Below are 15,930 nucleotides of genomic sequence, written 5' to 3'. Positions count from 1 at the left end.
CGTGACAATATGCTCGACATGCCCCCATGCGTGTTCCCTTGCCGAGGGTGCGCTGGGGGCATGTCGTTCTCGTCGCTGCATCGATGGCGTGGTGGCGCCCGAAGGGTACGGGCGCATTACGTCGCTGGCGCTCGACCCTATCGAGAAGAAGCCGATTGCCCACTGGAAACAGGGGAGTACCGTGCTTTCCCTGGGCAGCTACGGCTGCAACATGCATTGCCCGTTTTGCCAGAACGCCTCGATTGCGCAAGTGGATGCGACTGGGGTGCCTTGGCGCGAGGTAACGCCCGAAGAGGTTGTGCACGCTGCGTGCGGCCTGCGCGATCGCGGGTGCGTTGGTGTTGCGTACACGTATAACGAGCCGCTTGTGACGTGGGAGTTCCTGCGCGATACGGCCGCGTTGGCGCACGAAGCGGGATTGGTGAACGTACTCGTTTCCAATGGGTTCGCGAGCGAGCAGGTGGTGGAGCAGATTGCCCCCTTCGTGGATGCTGCCAACATCGACTTGAAATGCTTTACTGCGGAGGGTTACCGCAAGCTCAGTGGCGATTTGGGTACGGTGAAGCGTACGATTGAGTTGCTGGCCGCATTGCCTACGTGCCATCTGGAGGTAACTACGCTCGTAGTGCCTGGGCTTTCCGATGATGCAGAACAGATAGAGGAAATGGCGCAGTGGCTTGCATCGCTCGACCCCGCCATCCCGTACCATCTTACGCGTTTCTTCCCGCAGCACCGTATGAGTGATGTGCCTCCTACGCCCATCGCTACGCTGCATGAGCTGGCCAGCGTAGCCGAGCGTCACTTGCATACGGTCCTATTGGGTAATGTATAGGCGGGCAGAACAAAGCCAGCTAGCCGAACCCCTTACGATGCTTGGTTGCTAGCTGGCCCTGCTTGTTTGGGCGAGTTTCGTGCTCGCGTTGCGTGATAATGCTTGTCTACGCTTGTTCAGAGCGCTTCGATTTAGTCTGTCTTAGGCATATGGGCCGCAATCACGTCGACGAGGTTGGCGAGCGGCATCGTTTGCAGGTAGACCGTGCCCGGGCCGGTGAGCACCGTGTTGAAGAGGCCTTCGCCGCCGAACATGACGTTCTTTGCGCCTTGAATTCTCTCTACGCGTAGATTTACGCCGCCCGTGAATCCGAGTACGTTGCCCGTGTCGACTACCATGGATTGGCCGGCGGCAAGCTCGTAGCGAACGAGCGATCCGTCGCACTCGAGGAATACCATGCCCTGGCCGCTCAGGCGCTGCATGATGAAGCCTTCGCCGCCGAAGAAGCCGCCACTGAGCTTCTGGTTGAAGAACGTGTCGAGCGTTACGCCCATCTCGGATGCCAGAAACGCCATCTTCTGCGCGATGAAATCCTGACCAGGTTGAATCTCGATGGGAAGGATCTGGCCGGGGAAGCTCGATCCGAACGCGATCATACCGTCGCTTTCCGCCGTGTAGACGTTTTGGAACATGCTCTCACCTGATAGCATGCGTCCGAACATCTTGCCGATTCCTCCACCCCCGGTGTTGGTTTCCATCTTCATGACGGGGTCCATCCACACCATGGAGCCCTTTTCAGTTTTCATTTGCTCTCCGCGCTGCAGATGGCATACGACTGCCGGATACGGTTCTCCAACGATCTCGTAATTCATGGGTCATCCTTTCGACTTGTTTGCCCTAGTGTGGGTGATAAAAACCAGCACCCTCCCTTCTGGCTGTCGGATTCGACGAAGGCAGGGTGCTGGATGATGCCTGTGTAAGTGGTTAGTCTTACTTGCCGGCTTCCTTCTTGATGTTGTTGGCGATGAAGAACATGATGCCCGAGACTGCCAGCGAGCAAACGAGCGACCAAACTTGGCTGCCGAACTGGCCGTTTACGATGGCTGCGATGATGCCAATGATTGCCATGATCACGCCAATGAGGCAGAAGACCCAAACGATCATGATCTTCTGGTTATCGTTGGCGGCGCGAACGCCGAAGATGCCGCACAGGAGGCTCCAGATACCCTCGACAATGAGAATACACGATAGGATTACGAAAATACCGGCTGCTTGGCCCTGAGTGGCGCCTGTTCCCGCGACGACGCTTGCATCGGATAGCACCGCGCCTGCACCTACGAAGAACAGGATGCCCGTAATAAGGGACAACGCGGCGCCTATAATCTCGATGATGGACAGTACCAACAACACCTTCTGACTTCCACTGCGTTCCATTTCGCTACCTACCTTCCTTGTACCCCAAATAAACGCAAAAAACACATGATTAGAATATAATGCGATGGTTGAGGTGTCAATACGCTATTGACGTGGGGTTTGCTTCCTGGGTTGGTTGGCTCGACCCATGAGTTCTGCTAGGCGCATAACGCAAACACCGAGATGATCATTGCTGGCGCAGTAAGTAGTGCGAATATTGCCATTATCGTTTCCCTCCCGTTCCTCGTTGCGCGGCAGTGCTAGGGCCATTGCCCTTCGTTTGAAATTGCATCCTTCCTGATGAAAAGTGTATTTGCATTTGGCTGTTTGCGTGTCCTACATGATGGACGCGTGAATGAGTTGTCTGGGCTACGATGCTCATAACGACCATCTTTTGGTTTGAATCGTTCACGCAAACGAAGGCTTGGCAAAGGGAATGTCTTTTTTGGTGGGTCGGGCGACCCTTCCTTTGCAGGGTATGCGATTCTGCTTATTCTTGCGACTCCGTTAATGATCCTGAAGGACCTTCTGAAGATGCAGAAGTAAGGGCGGCTTTCGATATTGACGATTCGGGCCATTTGTATTCAACGGAGTCATTTTGGCTGACAATCAAACGAGTGGGAGGTGGGCGTATGCTGGAGCTGAGCCCCTATTTCAAGGCGATATCGAGACAGCCGCACATGTGTCCCAGATGTGGGCACCGCCTCGAGCTTAGGCCGTTGGAACTTACGTGGGATGGGGCAGTGTGGCACTGCGGATGTTGCGGCTGGTTCCAGACGGTGATTGCTCCGAAGGCTGCCGAGATGGGGCAGCGCGAGCCCGGTCCGATTCCTGCTCCCGCCAAGCCCAGATATTGCGGGCGCATCATCGAGGTTGACTTTGGCGTTAGGCCATATCGCCCCACATGACGGGCTTCAGCGCCCAGGGTCTTTCCGTAGGGAAGTGCGTATGTAAGGTCGAGGAGGGTATTTGATTAGCAGTCAGAATGACACTGCTCCAAAACCGAAGTTTGATTATGCTATAGGAGCTGTCGGTGTACTCTGGGAAGCAAAATGCCCTGATGGAAATGGCTATTTGGCGGTTGCTGGCAATATAGCAAAAGCAGATACAAAGTTTCGAAAGGCGGAAAGCAGATTAAGGATTGTTCTGAGCAATCTTGATAGCGCTATGAATGACAAGCGATTCTTGAAACACTTTGAGGAATCGTTGAGTGATCCTGAGTCTGATTACTCGAATGTTCAAGAAATCCTTTTTGCCTTAAAGGACGGCAGCGTTACAAGATGGGAAAACAAATGAAGCCCTGACGCTGCGTTGCCGCGTCGGGCTTCGAATAAATTATATCAAACAGAGTTTATGTATCAAGCAATTTAGCGACTTCATAGGCGCTTTTTCATGCCTAAGGGAGCAACATGCGCATTCTCATGTTTGATTACCAGTCAGAATGACACTGCTCCAAAACCTGATAAGCAGAGGGGCATGCTTAGAGTAAAAAGATAGCGGCCTACACCCCGTCCATGACCGGGCAAGTACCGCCTAAATCATTATAGCGCCACTTACATTAGATTAGAAGGTGATTATGCGCATTTTCATCGAGGTGCCCACGTTCGATGGGCGCATATAGCGTGCCACGTCCGAGAGCCTATGGCGGCTCGACCGATGCGGGCACGAGGTGGACTACCACGCGCGCCAGGGGTATGGCTGCGCGATGGCGCGGTTTGATTACCAGTCAGAATGACGCTGCTCCAAAACTGCACCAGGTGCTCGTCCTCGTACAGCTCCAAGTAGTCAAGCTGATCCAAGATGCCATGAACCAGCTCGTGCAGATACGTCTGCTCGCGCTTCTCGCGGGGCAGCCCCTTGCGCAACATGATGACTTGCCTACGAGGAGAGATAAAGCCATCCTCATTGTCTCCATATCGTCAGAGACGACATCATACGGGATGCCCAGGATGTTGACGCGGTTAGGAACCTTCATCTTGCCCTCCATAAGAAGAATGCAAAGCTTTCATTCGATTGCTCAAAATGTTATATTTTTGGCAAGCCAGTTAGCGGCCCGCTTAAGTTGAGGGTTCACCTAACTGGCTTTTTCTTTCCCGAATCTGTTTGATTACCAGTCAGAATGACGCTGCTCCAAAACGATGGTCGCGTAATTTGGGACAAGACGGCCGATTGCTGAATGGTATTGAGATGAAAACGCTGCTTACGTCGCGAAACGCTCATGGTGCCGTCAAGAATTACTTTGATAAGTCCATCGGCAAGAAAGGAATGAAGAGGCTCGTGATCGACAACTACGAGTCTCTGCATATAACCGATTCCGACTTGTGCGCAGCCATTCGTGGTCTGATCAAAAACGAAGAGTATGCGGCGGAGTTCGATTGGGTGACCATTCTTGATAAGAGTGGAAACTTGATTGACGTGATCAGAAAATGAAGAAGCCCCGGCGACTCAGTTGTAAATCGTGGGGGCTTCCATGCGTAGTATATCAAATACGCGCATAACGTTTGATTACCAGTCAGAATGACGCTGCTCCAAAACCGAGGATGGGGTGATACGTCGAATAAAGCGAGAACAGAGAAAGGGTTCCAGCCTCCGTCCAAGACCGAGGGGGAACCCTTCGCAATCTTTATACCATACGCCACTAGCTCAATGGAAGAGCGTCGGCCTCCAAAGCCGCGTATCGGGTTCGACTCTTCAGTGGCGTGCCAATGGCCATTCCGGCCGCCCATAGGCGGCTCATAGCCTGTTCGAAAAATTTTAATACCACATTATCGTACCCGACGGAACGACCCCATCGCCAGCATGCTGGCTTTCTAAGGCATTAGCGAGATGGTTGGCGTATCGCGAATGACGGTCGCCATCCGCTAAGCAAGTGATTTCGCATTCCCCGCTATCGAAATCGAAGGATACAACACCTGGTTTTGAGGTATCGCCCTCGGGATAATACTCGAAAAGCGCAGTATGACCCATGGTTGCTATTTTCGAATACGTCAGCATGCGCTCACGCCTCCACTTCCGTTTGATTACCAGTCAGGACAACACTACGAGTCAAAATAACGGCTAAGCCTAAAAAGCCCTTGGGGCGGCACGTAGGTGCCAAATTTGACTCACGACAGGGCCCGCAGCAATGTGGACATGACTTGCCGTGCACTGATGAGGAACTGTGATTTGTGTCATATTGGGGTCATTGGGCGAAAACCGGACGATCATATGCAAATAATCAATGCTGTACAGGTTGCGGCTGCTATCGAAGCAATATTTGAGGCTTCGGTAGTTTGTGTGACAAGGGGCTAGCCTAGGCAGCAACGCTCTTCGCTCCCTTCACGCCCTTCTTCCTCGCCTTCACCGGGCGACCCGGGAGCTGGGGCTGGCAGTCGCCGCACCTGAGCATGAGCAGGGCCACGAGGTTGTCGGTGTTGCGGAAGCCGTAGCCCATCCTCACCGTCACCTTGATCTTGTTGTTGATGGCCTCTACGCGCCCGTTGCTGATGCCGAGCTCGACTGCGGCGATGATGTCGTCGCGCCGGCGGCGCACCTTCTTCTCCACGGCGACGACCTTGGCGATCTTGCAGTAGGCGGCCCTGTGCATCCAGTCGTCGAGCAGCTCGGCGGCCTCGGAGCCGTCGGCTGCCCGGAAGACGGCCCGCAGGTCCTCCTTGAGCTCCCAGGCCCTGACCAGCCGCGAGCCGGCCCTCTTCTTGAGCGCCTCGAGCCTCGCCCTCTGGCCGTCGGTGAGGTCCTCGGGGTTCTTCACGAGCGCGTAGCGGCTGCCCTTGATGGAGGCCGCCTCCTCCTCGAGCGCCCTGACCTCCTCGGGCGGCAGCTCGCCTTTGGCAGGCCTGCCGCGCTTGCCCTCGGGCCTGGGCCTGGCGGCCCTGGCGGCGGCCCTGGCGGCGTTCCACTCCTCGCAGCGCACGGCGTCGAGCGCGTCGTTCATCCACTGGACCACGTGGAAGGGGTCCATGACCCACCTCGCGTTGGGGCAGCGGCGCTTGACCAGCTGCCTTATCCACCTCGCGCCGTCGGCGGTCACCACCTCTATGGCGCGCCTCTGCTCGCGCGTGAGCTCGTCGAGGAACAGGTTGAGCACGTCCTTGCCGGTGCCCTCGTGCGCCCAGATGAGGCAGCCGCGGTCGTGGTCGACGACCACCGTGACGTACTTGTGGCCCTTCTTGTACGACGTCTCGTCGATGCCGATGCGGCGCACGCCGTCGAACCTCGAGGCGCCGCGCGCGGCCTCCAGCTCGGCGTAGACGCGCCTGCACACGCCGCCCACGCTGTGCCACTCGACGCGGGCGAGCTCGGAGACCGCCGAGGCGGTGCAGCGGACCGCCAGCCACGCCACCCAGTCCTCGAAGTCACGCGTGAAGCGCGCCCCGTGCCGCGCCCAGGGGACGGCCTCGGTGCGCACGCCGTGCTCCGGGCAGCGCACCCTGCAGGGCGCGTACTCCAGGTAGCAGGCCGAGCGCGCCAGGTCCATCGCCCTCCACAGCCTGGGGGCCCCGCGGTTCGCCATGTCGTAGAAGTCGCAGGCCCTGCCGCATACGGGGCAGCGGCGCTGCTCGCGCTTGTAGGGCCGGACGCTCACGACGATGCGCTCGGCCTCGATGCGCGCGCCCAGGACGACCGTGCGGGCCAGACCGAGGGCGAGAAGTAGTAGACTCTTCATGCGTCACACCTCTTCGGTTGTCTGAATTTGGCTTAGCAATCATAGGCGGATGACGCGGAAACGGCCCCTCCCGGGGCCGTTTCAGTTCCAGATCGTTGTTTTCGCCCGCTGAGCTGGGCCTATGCCGGAATCTCTCCCACAGAAACCACCGAAGAGCCCAATATTTCGATCGTTTCTATAGTTCTGATCCTGTGTTTCCCCAGGTCAGTTATTTCGTGAAGTCATTTACGTTGCCGCTCGTAGCCGATTTACCTGTACAGCGTTGAATTTTTTACATCGGGCGGGCTATTTTTGCCCAAATGCCATTTTTAGCGCCTATACGCGCCGAACGCGCTTGTGTCCGTAGGGTGACAGGCATTGCCCCAGCTGCCCCGTTTTCAATCGAGCGCGTATAATTACCTCAAAACACAACATAGCCCGTGTCTGCGGGGAAGGGCCTCCAGCTACTGTGGTTGCGTCCTCCTCGGGAAGGATAGGAATGGAAATCACCGTCAATTACGATTACGGCAAAGAAGACGTCGAAAGTCTGCCCATTGCGCAGCTCGCCGAATTCGTCGTCTCGCACGAGGGCAAGCCGGCCAACACCGAAATGTCCATCAGCTTCGTCGATGACGAGGAAATGACCCGCCTGAACGAAGGTTATCGCGGAAAGCAGGGTCCCACCGACGTCCTGAGCTTCGAATGCGACAACCTCGATGACGAGTTCGATGCCGACGCGCCCGAAGACGCTCCGTACGAGCTGGGCGATATCGTAATCGCGGTTGATGTCTGCAAGCGTCAGACGCAGGAATACGGCACCACCTTCCAAGAAGAGCTCGAGCTGCTCATTACGCACGGCTGCCTGCATCTATGCGGCTACGACCACATCGTCGACGAAGAGGCAGAGGTCATGGAGGCCCGCGAGCGTGAGCTTCTGGCTGCCTGGCGAGGCCAATCGTGAAACCCGGCGCGGGCAAGACCCCGTTCGTAAAGTCGTTCAAGTACGCCATTCAAGGCGTTTTTGAAGCGTACCGTACAGGGTTCAATATCCGCGTCCAAACGGCTGGTGCCGTTCTCGTCATTGTGTTGGGGTTTGTATTCTCCTTGGCGCCGTGGGAATGGTGTGCCGTGCTCATTTGCTGCGGCTTGGTTGTTGGCGGCGAGTGCTTTAATTCCGCTATTGAAGATGCCGTCGACCTTGCTAGCCCAGAGCTTCATCCGGTTGCCAAGGCCGCAAAGGACATGGCTGCCGGCGCCGTTTACATTTTTGCTTTTACTTCCGCCATTGTGGGGTGCATCGTGTTCATCCCGCATGTGCTTCCTCTTCTAGGATGGTAATCATGGAATTCTCCGAAGACTTCCGCTCGGGGTTCGTCACGCTCATCGGGCGCCCCAACGCGGGTAAATCCACGCTCATCAATGCCATCATGGGCAAGAAAGTTGCCATTACCAGCGACACCGCGCAAACCACGCGTCACCGCTTCCGTGCGGTCGTCACGCGCGACGACTACCAGTTGGTGCTGGTGGACACGCCGGGCCTGCACAAGCCGCACGACGTGCTGGGCGAAGAGCTCAACGAGTCGGCCATCCAAGCGCTCGACGGCATCGACGCCGTGGCCTTCCTGCTCGACGCATCGAAGCCCGCGGGCCGTGGCGACGAATGGGTCGTCCGCCAGATTTCGGCAGTGAAGGCAAAGAAGATCCTGGTCATTACCAAGACTGACCTGGTCGACGCCGAAACCATCGCCAAGCAGCGCGAAGCCGCGCAGGCTCTGGCCGAATGGGACGCCGTGCTCGAGGTTTCGTCGGTTACCGGAGACGGCGTGGAGGCCTTTATGGAAACGGCGGCGAACCTGCTTCCGCCGGGTCCGCAATGGTTCCCCTCCGACATGGAAACCGACCAGCCTACGGAAGTGCTCATCGCCGAATTCATTCGCGAGAAGATCCTTCGTTCGTTTCACGACGAGGTGCCCCACGCTATTGGCGTCGTCGTCGAGGAAATGGAATACGACAAGCGCAAGAACCTCGAGCGCATCTATGCGCTTATCTACGTGGAACGCGATAGCCAGAAGGGCATCATCATCGGCAAGGGCGGTCGCGCGCTGAAGGCCATTGGCAGCGAAGCCCGCACCGATCTGGAGCAGATGCTTGGCTCGCGTGTCTTCCTGGATCTGCGCGTGAAGGTGCGCAAGAACTGGCGTCGCGACCTGAATCAGATCAGGCGCTTCGGCTACGGAGAAGGCATGTAGTGGCCACGCCCACGAAATCTTGCCGCGTACTGGTCGTTCGAAAGACCAAGCTTCGGGAAACCGACCTCATCATCGCCTTTTTGCACGAAGATGGCTCGCTCGGGCAAGCCGTTGCCCGTGGCGCGCGCAAGCCGGGCAACACGTTCGCTTCGCGTCTGGAGTACTTTTGCCTGGCCGACGTGCTCATTGCAAAGGGGAGGGGCCTTCCCATCGTCACCGAGGCGCGCTGCGTGAACGCCCATGCGCGCCTTCGCGAAGACGTGCTGTTCAACGCTGCGTCTTCTCCCATTCTCGACGCACTTGCCAAGTGCGGCCAGCCCGACCTTCCCGTACCGCGCCTGTTTGACATGGCCTGCGCTGCACTCGACGAACTACGCTCCTGCCAGGAAGACGATGCGCCCGCCATTTGTGCTGCGTTTCTGGTGAAGCTCTTTGCCATGCTGGGCTTTCGCCCGCGCGTGTCCACGTGCGTATCGTGCGGGGCACAGGTGCCGCTCGAGCATGGTGCATGGCGTGATTTTTCGTTCGTCGAAGGGGGAGCGGTGTGCGTTGATTGCCGTTCGCACGTGCAGACGCAGCGCATCGAGGCTACCACGTTGCTGTGGGTGCAAACGCTGCTGGGCCAACCGTTTGCCCACGTACGCGAATCGCACGTTCCCCTTCAGGCGTCGTTTGCCGTGCTCCATTTCGCGCACCAGTGGTTCCGCGAGCATATGGGGCTCAACCTCAAGTCCCTGAACTTCCTGCTCACGAGTGGGTTATTCTAATCGTGCACTCTCTTTTTGCGCATCCGGTGGCACACCTGCCTTCTTGGTGGAGCGTGCCAGCGCGCCCCATATGTGCAGACCATGATGCTTCGTATACCGCGTAGCTGCCAATTCCCAGGATGTGTATAATGGACAGGCTGCATTAGCAGGGCTTTCCCCTTAGCACGCACGCGCCACCTTGCATGCGTCCTCGGAGGAAAGATCAATACACGTTGCCCCGTTGGGGCGGAATGAAAGGTGGAAGCATGGCTGATAAGCTGAGCATTTCCAAAGAGCGCGTAGCCGAGCTCATGAAGGAATACGGCAAGAACGAGAACGATTCCGGTTCTGCTGAAGTGCAGGTCGCTATCCTCTCCGAGCGTATTCGCAACCTCACCGAGCACCTGAAGACCCACAAGAAGGATAACCATTCCCGTCGTGGTCTCATGATGCTCATCGGTAAGCGCCGCGGTCTTCTGAAGTACATCAAGAACCGCGACATCACCGAGTACCGTGAGCTCATCAAGAAGCTTGGCATTCGCGACAACGTGTAAATGCATAAAGCCCGCTTCGTGCGGGCTTTTGCTTTTCGAAGCCGCATAGCGGTTTCGGCGCGAGCCGAACGGATGAGGTTCGCGTGTGGTGCGGTCGGCCGCGGAAGGATCCGCAGCTGCTCGCGGCGGGGGTAGGCCCCGTCGAAGAAGCTTCGCCTCATAGGGAGGCGAGGGAAGAGAAAGTGAAATATGGAAAAAATCGTAGAAGAGTTCGAGCTGTACGGTAAGAAGTATCGCTTCGAAACCGGCGAGCTTGCCAAGCAGGCCACGGGTGCCGTTCTGGTTACCCAGGGCGATACCACCTGCCTGGTTACCGCTGTGGTGAGCAAGGAAGAGAAGGATTACGACTTCTTCCCCCTCACGGTGGACTTCATGGAGAAGATGTACGCCGTGGGCCGCATCCCCGGTGGCTATCTGAAGCGCGAGGGCAAGGCCAGCGACAAGGGCACCCTCACGGCTCGTCTCATCGACCGCCCCATTCGCCCGGGTTTCCCCGATGGCTTCAAGAACGAAGTGCATATCGTTGCAACCACGCTGGTTGTCGATGGCGATAACGCTCCCGATTGCATCTGCGTGAATGGTGCTTCGGCGGCTCTGCTGGTGGGCGGCGCCCCGTTCGACGGCCCTGCTGCCTGCGTGCGCGTTGGCCGCAACCCCGAAACGGGCGACTTCATTTGCAACCCCTCCTACGATGAGCTGGAAGAGAGCGATCTCAACCTCACCATCGCGGGTACCGCCGATTACATCTCCATGGTGGAAGCCGGCGCCAAGGAAATCAGCGAGGAAGACATGCTCGCTGCCATGAACTTCGGCCAGAAGGCCATCGCGGAATTCTGCGCCGCTCAGCAGCGCTTCCTCGACAAGGTGAACCCCCAGCCGCTGGAGTACAAGGTTCATCAGGCCGATCCTTCCATCGCCGAACGCGTCGATGCTCATTTCGACGAAATGAGCGCCGCTCTGCATGATGCCGACAAGCTTTCCCGCATCGGCAAGGTGGAAGAGCTGAAGGCTTCTATCAAGGCTAACGACTTCTCCGAAGAGGAGCAGGCTGCCTGGGGCTCTGACATCGCTGCTGCGTGCAAGGCCCTGGAAAAGCGCGCCATGCGTCGCATGGTCATCGAGACCGGCGAGCGTGCCGATGGCCGTACCGCCAAGGAAATCCGTCCGCTGTACATCCGTCCTGGGTATCTGCCCCGCGTGCACGGTTCGGGTCTGTTCCAGCGCGGTCAGACGCAGGCTCTTTCGGTGTGCACCCTTGGCACGCTGCGTGAAGGTCAGCGCCTCGACACTATCGACCCCGCCGAGGGCAAGCGCTACATGCACCAGTACAACTTCCCGCCGTACTGCACGGGCGAAGTTGGCCGCATGGGTGCTCCCAAGCGTCGTGAAGTTGGTCATGGTGCCCTGGCGGAACGCGCTCTGCTGCCCGTTCTGCCCGACGAGGACACCTTCCCCTACGCCATTCGCGTAGTCAGCGAGGTCCTGGAATCCAACGGTAGCTCCTCCATGGCTTCCACCTGCGGTTCCACTCTGGCCCTCATGGATGCTGGCGTGCCCATCAGCGCTCCCGTTTCCGGTATCGCCATGGGGCTTATCAAGGAAGGCGACGACGTCGTCATCCTGTCCGACATCCAGGGTCTGGAAGACTTCCTGGGCGACATGGACTTCAAGGTAACGGGTACCGAAAACGGCATCACCGCACTTCAGATGGACAACAAGGCCCGTGGTCTCTCCACGGAAATCCTGGGTCGCGCTCTGGCGCAGGCCAAGGAAGGCCGTGCGTTCATCCTGGAAGCCATGCTGAAGGAAATCCCCGCGCCTCGTTCCGAGCTTTCCGAGTTCGCTCCGCGCATCGAGACCATCAAGATCCCAGTCGACAAGATTTGCGACGTCATCGGCACCGGTGGCAAGGTCATTCGTGGCCTGCAGGACGAAACGGGTGCCACCATTGAGGTCGAGGAAGACGGTACCGTGCATATTGCCGCCGTGGAAGGCCCCGCAGGCGAAGCTGCCAAGCAGGCCATCCTCGATATCGTGAAGGAGCCCGAAGTCGGCGAGATCTTTGAAGGCGAAATCGTGGGCATCAAGGACTTCGGCGCATTCGTGAAGCTTACCGCCAGCAAGGACGGTCTGCTGCACATCAGCCGCATGGCCAATGGTCGCGTGGGTCGCGTTGAAGACGTGCTCAACTTGGGCGACAAGGTAAAGGTCCAGGTCATCGAAGTGGGCGAGAACGGCAAGATCAGCCTCGATCGCCTGGAGAAGCCCGACGCGCCCGAAGGCTCCGCGCGTCCTCGTCGCGAAGATCGCGGCGAGCGCTCCGAGCATGGCGATCGTCCCCGTCGTCGTCCCGGCGATCGTGGTGGCGACCGCGGCGGTAGGGGAGGCCATGGTCGTGACGACCATCGCAAGCCCCGCTCGCGCAATCGCGACTAGTTCATCGCGCTAGCTCGTGCTTCGGAAGGCGGCCTTCGGGCCGCCTTATTTTTTGTTTTACGTACCCGTTGGGGTATCATTTCCCCTGTACGCGGAAAGGGGTAACGTGGACAACGACGCAAAGCATCACATTGTTGCTGCGTATCAGCAGTTGGTCGAGGAAGGTGGCTCTCAGGCCATTTCCGTGACTCAGGTGGCGTGCAGGGCTGGGGTTTCCCGCGCCACGTTCTACTATCACTTCAAGGACATCTACGATCTGGTCGAGTTTCGCGAACGCGAATACGTCGACGCGGTCTTTCGCAGTCTCCCCGAAGATGGCAATGCCTGGTCTAACATGGTGGATGTGATTATCGACCTATATGAAACCGATACGCTTCACGTATTCGGCGACTACGCCCATCTCGATCGAGACATCCTGCGCAAGATGAACTCGCACTTCATCTATGACATCCTGAAGCGATGCTTCGAACACGATTTCGGCGTGTGCGATGTACAAGACGAGGAAGTTGAATTCTTCCTGGTTACGCTCACGTACGCCCTTATTGGCATTGTGGAGTCGGTTCTCGATCACGCCATCGATGCGCAGCCGCGCGAATATTTCAAGAAGTTCGACAAGTATATGGTCGTGCCATTTCGGGAGCGCATGGCCGCACGCTTTTCGCCCGTCGCATAAAAATGCGCCCCGCATGCAGCCGAGAAGGCGGGCATGCGGGGCGCGTGGCGTAAGCAGGTGCGCTGCTATTTCACGAGCAGTGCGGGGTTGTGTTCCTTGCTGGCCCAGAGCCTATCGGCGCGCGGCGCCCATTCCGCGGCTACTTCTATGCAGCGGTCGGAATACACGTGCACGTCTTCTGGCTGCAGAATTTCGGTGGAGTGCGCATCTGTTTCCTCCACGATCTGCGTGAGCCTGCCCGGATTGTCGAGCACGGGGCAGGGACGCAGCATGTTCTCGTTGAAGGGCTGGTTGTTGTGGTACGCCATGAAGAGTGGTCGCTTCAAGCCCTCCAGCAGCGAGTAGTCGCGGATGTTCGTGTCGCTGTAGTGCATGAACACGCAGGGGTCCATGTCGCCATTCGCGTTGATGTGCAGATAGCGGCGCCCGCCGGCGATGCAGCCGCCCACGTATTCGCCGTCGTTGAAGAAGTCGAGTGTGAACAGCGGCTTCGTGGTCCTGAAACCGCGCACGACTTCGTACATGTGCTCGCGCTGTTCGGGTTGCGTGATAAGGCTCTTGTCGGCGCCGGCGCCCACGGGCATGTAGCTAAAGAACCAGCAGAACTTCGCGCCCTTCTCGATCATCCAATCGAAGTATTCCTCGCTGCCAATGACGTCGACGTTCTTCGCGGTATAGCAGCAGCTAATGCCAAAGCCCAGGCGGTTCTTCCGCATGATGTCCATGGCGTCGCTTACCTTCTTGTACACGCCCTCGCCGCGCCTGAAGTCGGTGGCATCTTCGAAGCCCTCTACCGACACGATGGGGATGAAATTGCCCACGCGCAGCACTTCCTCGCAGAATGCCTGGTCGATGAGCGTGCCGTTCGTGAAGCAGAGGAATGCGCAATCGTTGTGCTTGTTGCATAGGGCGATGAGGTCCTTCTTGCGCATGAGCGGTTCGCCGCCCGTGTAGATGTAGATGTAAACGCCCAGTTCCTTGCCTTGTTCGATGATGCTGTCAATCTCGTCGAAGGAAAGGTTAAGCCGGTTGCCGTATTCGGCGGCCCAGCAGCCCGTGCAATGCAGATTGCAGGCGCTGGTGGGGTCGAGCAGGATGGCCCACGGAATGTTGCATCCGTGTTCCTTGCGCATCTTCTGCTGCTGTTCCCAGCCGGTGATGCTGCCGTTGATGATGAAGTTCTGGAACGCCTTCTTCAGGATGAATGGATCGATGTCATCCCACAGGCTCATGATCATCTTGTTCCAGTTGTTGTCGGGGTCGGCTAGTACCCTTCGAAACGCCGCACGTTGCGTTTTCATCATGTCACCTGGGGTTATCTTGTCCACAAGCTCCATGATCTTGGGAAGGTTCGCACGAGGATCCTTGTCGAGATAGTCGTACACCCTGTTGAAGCCAAACCGTTTTGCCGAATCTGCAATACTCATTTTGCCTCCTAACCTTGTTTGCCTATTATGCATCAGACGTGTGGATTGTGTGAATTTACAAGATGGTGGAAGTGTAAGGAGCGTTGTACGTGATTGAGCGGTGAAATATGCTAGTTCGAAAGAAGAAGCCAATAGAAAGGTACCTACATGATTAAGGTTGCAGTTGCCGGTTGCATGGGTCGCATGGGCCAGGCTGTCGTCAAGGCAGTTCAGTCGGCCGACGACATGGAGCTCGTTTGCGGAATTGATCTGCTCCAGGCCGATGTTCCGTTTCCCCTGTATGGCGGGGTGGCTCAGGCCATCGAAAGCGAACAGGTCGACGTGCTGGTAGATTTCACGCAGCCTTCCGTTGTCGCCGGCAATGTGCGCGTTGCCCTCTCTGCTGGCGTGAACTGCGTGGTGGGCACTACGGGCCTTTCCAACGACGTGCTTCAGGAGCTGGCTGCGTGCGCTACGAACGACGCGTGCCTGTTCTATGCTCCCAACTTCACCACGGGTGCCGTGCTCATGATGCAGTTTGCCAAGGCTGCGGCTCCCTATTTCCCCGAAGCCGAAGTCATCGAGTTCCACCATTGCCGCAAGAAGGACGCTCCCAGCGGCACGGCCATGCGCACGGCTCAGATGATTGCCGAAGCGCGCGACTTCACGAGCACCGCTCCTGGTTCCGAAACCGAGCTCGAAGGTGCCGAAGGCGCACGTGGCGCCCTTATCGATGGCGTGCCCGTTCATTCCGTGCGTTCCATGGGCTACGTTGCCACCCAGCAGGTTATCTTCGGCTCCATGGGCCAGACGCTCACCATCACGCACGATTCCTGGGATCGCGAAAGCTACATGCCGGGTGTGCTCCTGGGCATTCGCAATGTTGGTGAGCAGAAGGGCCTTGTGGTGGGCCTGGAAAGCTTCATGTAGGCCAAAACCTTCCATAGCTCAAGTTCGTACCGTTCGTCTGCATTGATTTCTTGAATGCAGGCGAACGTCTATTTTGCTGTGCAATAATGAGGAAACTCATACACGC

At 57.7% G+C, this 15,930-nt stretch carries 15 protein-coding genes and 1 tRNA gene; 12 read left to right on the top strand and 4 right to left on the bottom strand.

The genetic code is table 11. The annotated features are described in order from the left end of the window. Position 1: 1 nt before the first annotated feature. Entirely contained in the window at positions 2–832 is an 831-nt protein-coding gene (gene amrS / locus AAY81_RS05875; protein WP_066662572.1) for an AmmeMemoRadiSam system radical SAM enzyme, read from the top strand. Positions 833–963: 131 nt separating this feature from the next. Here the strand turns inward: amrS and AAY81_RS05870 are convergent, their stop codons facing one another. Together AAY81_RS05870 and AAY81_RS05865 are read right to left on the bottom strand one after the other, a co-directional pair. Then, entirely contained in the window at positions 964–1,644 is a 681-nt protein-coding gene (locus tag AAY81_RS05870; protein WP_066662565.1) for a TIGR00266 family protein, read from the bottom strand. Positions 1,645–1,762: 118 nt separating this feature from the next. Next, positions 1,763–2,206, bottom strand: a complete 444-nt coding sequence (locus AAY81_RS05865) for a hypothetical protein (protein WP_066662563.1) — start codon at positions 2,204–2,206, stop codon at positions 1,763–1,765. Positions 2,207–3,154: 948 nt separating this feature from the next. Here AAY81_RS05865 and AAY81_RS10450 point away from each other — a divergent pair. The 3 genes from AAY81_RS10450 to AAY81_RS05850 all read left to right on the top strand — a co-directional run bounded on the left by AAY81_RS10450 (position 3,155) and on the right by AAY81_RS05850 (position 4,890). Further along, complete coding sequence (locus AAY81_RS10450; protein WP_143117411.1) at positions 3,155–3,481, top strand: hypothetical protein; 327 nt, start codon at positions 3,155–3,157, stop codon at positions 3,479–3,481. Between the two features lie 891 nt (positions 3,482–4,372). Beyond that, positions 4,373–4,615, top strand: coding sequence for a hypothetical protein (locus AAY81_RS05855; RefSeq protein WP_066662559.1), 243 nt, complete (start codon positions 4,373–4,375; stop codon positions 4,613–4,615). Between the two features lie 202 nt (positions 4,616–4,817). Beyond that, positions 4,818–4,890 (top strand) — tRNA-Trp (locus AAY81_RS05850). Between the two features lie 587 nt (positions 4,891–5,477). Here AAY81_RS05850 and AAY81_RS05845 read toward each other — a convergent pair. Then, entirely contained in the window at positions 5,478–6,851 is a 1,374-nt protein-coding gene (locus AAY81_RS05845) for an ISL3 family transposase (protein WP_066660379.1), read from the bottom strand. A 478-nt stretch (positions 6,852–7,329) separates the two neighbouring features. Between AAY81_RS05845 and ybeY the strand changes: the two genes are divergently transcribed. From ybeY to AAY81_RS05810, 7 genes are all read left to right on the top strand, one after another. Continuing rightward, positions 7,330–7,791, top strand: a complete 462-nt coding sequence (gene ybeY / locus AAY81_RS05840; RefSeq protein ID WP_066662557.1) for an rRNA maturation RNase YbeY — start codon at positions 7,330–7,332, stop codon at positions 7,789–7,791. Then, complete coding sequence (locus AAY81_RS05835) at positions 7,788–8,168, top strand: diacylglycerol kinase family protein (protein WP_066662555.1); 381 nt, start codon at positions 7,788–7,790, stop codon at positions 8,166–8,168. Before ybeY ends, AAY81_RS05835 begins: the two co-directional genes overlap by 4 nt. A gap of 2 nt (positions 8,169–8,170) precedes the next feature. Then, on the top strand, positions 8,171–9,079 hold the full coding sequence (gene era, locus AAY81_RS05830; protein WP_240480557.1) for a GTPase Era: 909 nt from the start codon (positions 8,171–8,173) through the stop codon (positions 9,077–9,079). Further along, positions 9,079–9,846 carry a DNA repair protein RecO gene (recO, locus tag AAY81_RS05825; RefSeq protein WP_066662550.1) on the top strand — a complete coding sequence of 256 codons (768 nt, stop codon included), beginning with the start codon at positions 9,079–9,081 and terminating at the stop codon, positions 9,844–9,846. The genes era and recO overlap by 1 nt, the downstream gene beginning before the upstream one ends. Before the next feature lie 245 nt (positions 9,847–10,091). Continuing rightward, positions 10,092–10,379, top strand: coding sequence for a 30S ribosomal protein S15 (gene rpsO, locus AAY81_RS05820; RefSeq protein WP_074777282.1), 288 nt, complete (start codon positions 10,092–10,094; stop codon positions 10,377–10,379). 189 nt (positions 10,380–10,568) lie between these two features. Then, on the top strand, positions 10,569–12,815 hold the full coding sequence (locus AAY81_RS05815; protein ID WP_066662547.1) for a polyribonucleotide nucleotidyltransferase: 2,247 nt from the start codon (positions 10,569–10,571) through the stop codon (positions 12,813–12,815). Between the two features lie 106 nt (positions 12,816–12,921). Beyond that, positions 12,922–13,488 (top strand): TetR/AcrR family transcriptional regulator, encoded by a 567-nt coding sequence (locus AAY81_RS05810; RefSeq protein ID WP_066662544.1) that lies wholly within the window; start codon positions 12,922–12,924, stop codon positions 13,486–13,488. A gap of 65 nt (positions 13,489–13,553) precedes the next feature. Here the strand turns inward: AAY81_RS05810 and AAY81_RS05805 are convergent, their stop codons facing one another. Then, on the bottom strand, positions 13,554–14,915 hold the full coding sequence (locus tag AAY81_RS05805) for a radical SAM/SPASM domain-containing protein (RefSeq protein ID WP_066662541.1): 1,362 nt from the start codon (positions 14,913–14,915) through the stop codon (positions 13,554–13,556). A gap of 147 nt (positions 14,916–15,062) precedes the next feature. Here AAY81_RS05805 and dapB point away from each other — a divergent pair, with 147 nt between their 5' ends. Further along, positions 15,063–15,824, top strand: a complete 762-nt coding sequence (gene dapB / locus AAY81_RS05800; protein WP_066662538.1) for a 4-hydroxy-tetrahydrodipicolinate reductase — start codon at positions 15,063–15,065, stop codon at positions 15,822–15,824. The last annotated feature ends 106 nt before the right edge of the window (positions 15,825–15,930 follow it).

Source organism: Denitrobacterium detoxificans, assembly GCF_001643775.1.
In the GTDB taxonomy this organism is placed as follows: Bacteria; Actinomycetota; Coriobacteriia; order Coriobacteriales; family Eggerthellaceae; genus Denitrobacterium; species Denitrobacterium detoxificans.
This window is presented reverse-complemented; position numbering and strand designations above follow the sequence as displayed.

What these genes read in the sequence shown, in the direction of transcription:
- AAY81_RS05870 (WP_066662565.1), bottom strand. Translation starts at nt 1,644, where the DNA reads ATGAATTACGAGATCGTTGGAGAACCGTATCCGGCAGTCGTATGCCAT.
- AAY81_RS05865 (WP_066662563.1), bottom strand. Translation starts at nt 2,206, where the DNA reads ATGGAACGCAGTGGAAGTCAGAAGGTGTTGTTGGTACTGTCCATCATC.
- AAY81_RS05855 (WP_066662559.1), top strand. Translation starts at nt 4,373, where the DNA reads ATGAAAACGCTGCTTACGTCGCGAAACGCTCATGGTGCCGTCAAGAAT.
- AAY81_RS05845 (WP_066660379.1), bottom strand. Translation starts at nt 6,851, where the DNA reads ATGAAGAGTCTACTACTTCTCGCCCTCGGTCTGGCCCGCACGGTCGTC.
- ybeY (WP_066662557.1), top strand. Translation starts at nt 7,330, where the DNA reads ATGGAAATCACCGTCAATTACGATTACGGCAAAGAAGACGTCGAAAGT.
- era (WP_240480557.1), top strand. Translation starts at nt 8,171, where the DNA reads ATGGAATTCTCCGAAGACTTCCGCTCGGGGTTCGTCACGCTCATCGGG.
- rpsO (WP_074777282.1), top strand. Translation starts at nt 10,092, where the DNA reads ATGGCTGATAAGCTGAGCATTTCCAAAGAGCGCGTAGCCGAGCTCATG.
- AAY81_RS05815 (WP_066662547.1), top strand. Translation starts at nt 10,569, where the DNA reads ATGGAAAAAATCGTAGAAGAGTTCGAGCTGTACGGTAAGAAGTATCGC.
- AAY81_RS05805 (WP_066662541.1), bottom strand. Translation starts at nt 14,915, where the DNA reads ATGAGTATTGCAGATTCGGCAAAACGGTTTGGCTTCAACAGGGTGTAC.
- dapB (WP_066662538.1), top strand. Translation starts at nt 15,063, where the DNA reads ATGATTAAGGTTGCAGTTGCCGGTTGCATGGGTCGCATGGGCCAGGCT.